This window comes from Bartonella sp. AD328YNZD, from assembly GCF_042196425.1.
The window spans coordinates 1-5,041 of sequence record NZ_JBHIQG010000189.1; the positions used below are offsets into that span (position 1 = coordinate 1).

Annotated in this window: 4 protein-coding genes and 1 pseudogene; 3 read left to right on the forward strand and 2 right to left on the reverse strand. The window is 31.5% G+C overall.

All coding sequences use genetic code 11. The features are described from left to right. Positions 1-777: 777 nt before the first annotated feature. Positions 778-903, forward strand: coding sequence for a hypothetical protein (locus tag ACFIO3_RS08765; protein ID WP_375704328.1), 126 nt, complete (start codon positions 778-780; stop codon positions 901-903). Positions 904-1,795: 892 nt separating this feature from the next. On the opposite strand, the gene ACFIO3_RS08770 is transcribed toward ACFIO3_RS08765, so the two are convergent. Next, positions 1,796-2,629: a peptidoglycan-binding domain-containing protein gene (locus ACFIO3_RS08770; RefSeq protein ID WP_375606388.1), complete on the reverse strand. Its 834-nt coding sequence runs from the start codon at positions 2,627-2,629 to the stop codon at positions 1,796-1,798. Between the two features lie 1,056 nt (positions 2,630-3,685). On the opposite strand from ACFIO3_RS08770, the pseudogene ACFIO3_RS08775 reads away from it, so the two are divergent. Further along, positions 3,686-4,061: pseudogene (locus tag ACFIO3_RS08775) on the forward strand (DUF5330 domain-containing protein). 108 nt (positions 4,062-4,169) lie between these two features. Further along, positions 4,170-4,580 carry a SufE family protein gene (locus ACFIO3_RS08780; RefSeq protein WP_375606387.1) on the forward strand — a complete coding sequence of 137 codons (411 nt, stop codon included), beginning with the start codon at positions 4,170-4,172 and terminating at the stop codon, positions 4,578-4,580. 98 nt (positions 4,581-4,678) lie between these two features. On the opposite strand, the gene ACFIO3_RS08785 is transcribed toward ACFIO3_RS08780, so the two are convergent. Beyond that, positions 4,679-5,041: MucR family transcriptional regulator (locus tag ACFIO3_RS08785; RefSeq protein ID WP_375704329.1), on the reverse strand; the 363-nt coding region annotated here is incomplete at its 5' end.

Sequence of the window (5,041 nt, forward strand, 5' to 3'; positions counted from 1 at the left end):
TTTTCGAGTACCAATTGCTCGTTTAGCAGCAGCTCAGGCCGCAATAGCAAAAAGGATGTAATGGGTTAATATTTTTTGTTGTATAGTTATTACAGAAATAAATTTTTATATATTTTTTATTTTCTTTAATAAAGGGAATAAAAATGTTTCTAAAATGCACGATAAGTTATGTTACGCGAGAAAGTGTTTTTTTAGAGGTTTATGAGAGAAAATATAAAGCAGGATAGACAAAAGATGTATTATTAATCACTTTCTATTGGCGAACCTCTTGATAGAGAGAAACGTGTTATTGTGCAGTCAATTTATGCATTTGCTTTTTTATAGGGGAATGAGCTCCTCACGCAAGATAGAATGCTGCAAACAAATGCATTTTTTTGCATATCATGCTGTTTGAGATAGACATTTCTCAGTAGATGCCCCATTTCACATTGACATTCGTGGAATGGGGATTATGTAAAACTCTCCGTAAGTTTATGAAAATCTTCCCAAAATTTATAAACTCCATTATGCACTACCGTCTTTACACTTATGAAGGAATATCAAATTTACACAATCTGTTGATTTATAATGATAATTTTTTATTTCTTATATTGAATGAAAGCTGTAAATATCATAAAATCCTCTCATTTCGACTTTTTTTATAATGAATCAATCAAAACCATGTTTTTTGTGTGTTATAGGCGGGATGAGTGTCTGTGGATAAAAAAATAAAGTAAGGATATGCCTTTTATGAATCATCTCAAATGTCAAGAGCTGTCACAAATTGAAGGTAGGTAAATGTGTAATGGTGCCGGCTTGCTTCTTGACAAAAAGCGTAAAGATGATGCGCGGCGCTGGGGCTGCTATTATTATTCACGGGCGTTGTTGCGAAGTGGTCTTGGGTGCTTTAGAGGTGTTTTTTAAGAAAGCCCGTGAATGGCAATCCAAGTATATTCCGTTTGGGACATTTTATTTTAGGTGAGGGGGAGTGAGGCCAAAAAGACATGTGATAAATAAAAGCATGAGGCAATAGGTAATCTCCATTAAAGATATTACTTTAGATGTTATTGAAAGGTGTAAAGCTGAATTAAAAGGAAATGGCAAAGATGAAAACTGGTTTTTACCTTAAATTTTCATATTCTTTCCAAATTAGGCTGTTTTCCTGTTTTAAGGAGATTATACAAACAGAGATGCGCAATATTCTTGCCTCCATTTGGCATACAAAAGCTATGACAGCTGAGAGAAGTACTAAACTGTCTTAATATTTGTTTCAAACATACTGCTGCGTTAGGTTTGGATGTTGATTTATAGGCAATACTAAACGCACACGCTCTCTTAGGAAAACAATGTCATAAAACACATAATTTTCCAGCAATAGATTGGAGAGAAGTGCTGGTTTTTTATCAGACACTTTGCGAAACAACAATCATAACACAACTAGCCTTACGTCTACTTATCTTTACAGATGTTTGCACAAATTCTTTGCATCATATTTATAAAGATCAAATTGACGATAATATATGGACAATTCGTGGCTCGATGATATGAAAGGTTTACGTGATACTACAAAAATTTCGTGTTCTTTTATCATCAGAGGCAATAAAAATGGTAGAACGAGCACGTTTGCTATTTTGCAATATTTCTTTTTTCTGCAATCGGTTGTGTTTTTTTTGCAGCAAATTGTACGGCTCAATATGTAATGTGTAAGAAAACCATTCTGATTGATTGAATATAAGAGGGCTTGAGATGAAGGAATGTTTGAGGGGAATATTAAATAAACGAAAGATGAATTATCATTATAAATTAAGAGATTACTTCAATTTAATAAACCAACTTCACGCATTTTCATTAAAATTGTGTGATTAATTTTACCTGTTACAGGAAGATCAAATATTTTTTGAAACTGTTTTAAGGCTTCTATCGTCTTTTGATCTTCTATTCCTGTGACAATAACCTCCTCATTCCCAAAAATATGTAAAGCTTTTTGCACTTGTATAATATCTTCAACAGAAGGCTCTAAAATAGCTTCTTTTAAGTGTGTCATATTTTTTGTATTGTTTGTTTCTATTTCGCTTTGCTTAATTAATATCGCGATTTCATCTGTTGCGGGATTAGATAGAACATTCTTTTGCATTCTCTGAGCAGTTTGCTGTTTCCATAAAGTGATGGCTCGGCGTGTTTTAGGTCCTTCCAGTCCATCTAATGGTCCATCATAAAGGCCTAATTTTGTTAGTTCTTTTTGCTTTTCCAGCATGCTTGCTGATTGAGAGGGTAAAGGTGAATTTGTGTGGTTCTGACTTTGAGAATGTACAGAAGTTACACGGGAGAGTTCTTGTGATTTTTCTTCTTTTTCCGATAAAATAGAGCTCTTACCTATACTTTGAACAGAGGAAAATTTCATTTGAGTTAAAATATTTTGATGCGTTGTCATTTGCAAAAATAAAGCATTAAATGAAATAAATAAAAAACTAATGCTAAAAAGAAGAGATCCAACAAAAAATAAAGTATTTTTTCTTGTATAGAAATAAAGAGTTTTTACACTCCAAAAAATAAAATGAAAAATTATAAGAAGAAGCGTTATAACAATACTACTATAGTATTTACGGTGTTTTACATTTTTTTTTCGGTATGTCTTTCGTTTTGTTGCCATTACTTTTATTTTCAGTTGCGTTTATTTTTTACAAAGAAACAAATATAAATTAGGAAACGAATATGAATCAGTTCTTATTTTCAGACAGCGAAAAGTGCATTGACATTATTGATTTTCCTTTCAAACTCCTAGAACGAGCGGCTTCATTATATCAATTTATAAGTTGATAAATCAACAAGAGTTCTTATCAACTTTTATTCATTTCATTTTATTTTATATAAATCTTTAATGTGTATAAAGAGAGCACCAAATGATTAGCATTCAAGATCATTTTGGTGTTTGCAAACTGCATTATCACATATAATTATCTAAACAATAATGCCACGTTATTCTTCATTTTGGGGCATATGTTTGGCTATTATTTAAACTAAAATTGAAAATATTTGCCTATAACACTAAAAAGATGACAATCATTATCTATTCTTTATAATTTACATATAGATGGTTACTTATCCATAAACGGTTTGGTAAGAATAATTATCTATCAATATTATTATATTTTTGTATAAATTCCTTCTATTAAATAATTTTCATAAGTATCAATTAAATTGATGTTTACAATGTTATAGAAAAAAACTGGTTTGAGATGTAATCATAAGAGATGCAGTTATTTTTTTGATGTTTTTATCGACATGTTGACTATTTTTATAACATTCCAGTAAAAATTTTATAGATAATATAAATATTTTATCGACACTAGAATCAGAATAACAGAGTTTACTCTTGTTAGCCTTTTCAACTAAGCTAAGATGGTGGATTATTATTTAAAATAATTATGTACACAACATGATTATCTCTCTCATTTTTTATCATAGTATGTTTATTAACATGACCAGCTTGTAAGTGTATAATTTTGATGTTAATTTTTTACTGAATAGACAATGTATCCCATTTTATACAGCGGAATTGTGCCATATTTATAAAAAAGCCAATGATATAGATCCAATACATGAATACTCAATTTTATAAAAAGTACATTTTATAAATTGTTTATAAAGCAACGGTGGATAAAATGCTTCTTTTATTGTATTTACCACTGCGGTACATTGATTATCCATGATACGTTTTTTAATCAAATTATCATTTTTTTTATTTTTTATTTTTGTCATTGTTTCATTTTTTGTAGCAGATCCAAGCAGTAATCATTCTTCTATCCCCCAAAATAATGAGACAACAACGAGCGATGTGATTGTTGCTTTTAAGGAAGCCTTAAATGACTTAGGCGCATTTTGTGACCGTAATATAAAAACCTGCAAAGTAGGAAAATCCTTTTTAAGTTCACTTGGCGAGCGCGCATATTACGGTGCAAGAGCTGCTTATGAATATTTAGGGAACATATTAGGAAACAAAAATAATATCAGAGACTTTCCCTAATGTTTCTTACAAAATCGAAATACAAGAGTTCTTACAAAACCATGCAATGTTATCTTGAAATAAGGATTTTTAACGTTCTTTGTGTTATTTATGTTAGGAAGAATAAATATTTATTTTTTATAAGTGTATTCAAGAATGATTATTCAAACGAAACAGGACTAAAATAATGGCGGACACAATCGGTAATATTATAGATAACTTTTCGCTTTTGGATAATTGGGAAGATCGTTATCGTTATGTCATCGAGCTTGGCTATGAATTGCCACCTTTTCCGGAAAGCGCTCGAAACGATGCTCACAAAGTTCCTGGTTGTGTTAGCCAAGTGTGGCTTTTATCTTCACGTAATAACTCAGAAGATCCAATATTGACGTTTCAAGGTGATTCCGATGCTCATATTGTGCGTGGACTCATTTATATACTTCTTGCTTTTTATTCAGGCAAAAAAGCTTCTGAAATTCGCAATTCTGATGCTCAAGAGCTCTTTGAAAAACTTGGTTTAAATGAAAATCTTACACCACAACGATCAAATGGTCTGAAATCAATGATTAAACGGATTCGTAACGAAAGCTATATGTAATACCTTTGGTAGAAATTGCTATATATACAAAAGCTTCACACAAAACATGTATACTAAAATAAACTTTATACATGAAACCATTTTTTCGCAAAATAAGATTATTTAGTTTTTTTCCGTTTGCTTTTGCGTCCAAGCCCCATTTCTTTGGCCAAAGCCGATCGTGTTTTTGCATAATTAGGCGCTACCATAGGATAAGAACTATCTAACTGCCATTTTTCACGATATTCCTCTGGCAACATTCCATAATGTGTCATGAGATGACGCTTTAGAGATTTAAACTTCTTTCCATCTTCAAGGCAAATGAGATAATCAGGAAATACTGAACGCTTCGGATTAACGGCAGGCCTTTGTTTTTCAACTTCGACTTCTGTTAACTCTAGATTCCCTGCTTTACGAAAAGCAGCATGGACATCAGCAATTAAACTTGGCACTTCAGTCGGTCGAATAGAATTATTACTCAC